Annotated in this window: 1 protein-coding gene; it reads left to right on the top strand. The window is 32.8% G+C overall.

All coding sequences use genetic code 11. From position 1 onward, the window contains the following. The coding region (locus Q4548_RS16730) for an N-acetyltransferase (protein WP_303457181.1) at positions 1-250 on the top strand (250 nt) is incomplete at its 5' end. Between the last annotated feature and the right edge of the window lie 208 nt (positions 251-458).

Raw genomic sequence — 458 nt, 5'->3', positions numbered from 1 at the left:
ACTTTTCTCCTCCACAAGAATGGAAAAATTATGGCTTTTAAATGACTTATTCGTAAACCCTGAATTTAGAAGTAAAGGAATTTCTATTGGTTTAATTGAAAAATCTAAAGATTTAGTAAAAGAAACTAAAGCTTGTGGAATGTTTTTAGAAACTGAAAAATCAAACTTAATTGGAAATAATTTATACCCGAAAACAGATTTTGTTTTAAACGAAGGATCAAACTTCTACGAATGGAACAATAACCAATAACGAAAAAGCCAGCACCCAACAACGGCTAAAATTAATACGGGTTTGAGTGCTTTCTCAAAGTTTTGTGTATATTTACTGGGTCGCCAAATCCTTTTTGATTTGGCTTTGTAAAAGAAAATTAAAACCAAAAAAAAGGCTTCGGCTTAGTCCGTGTTCGAAAAGGCTATGCTTCTTTTCTTCCCGTACTAATCCTAGCCAAACCCGTTCT

The organism is Wenyingzhuangia sp. 2_MG-2023, assembly GCF_030548295.1.
Lineage (GTDB): Bacteria > Bacteroidota > Bacteroidia > Flavobacteriales > Flavobacteriaceae > Wenyingzhuangia.
The sequence above is the reverse complement of the archived record's forward strand: the minus strand, read 5'-3'. Positions and strand labels throughout refer to the sequence as shown.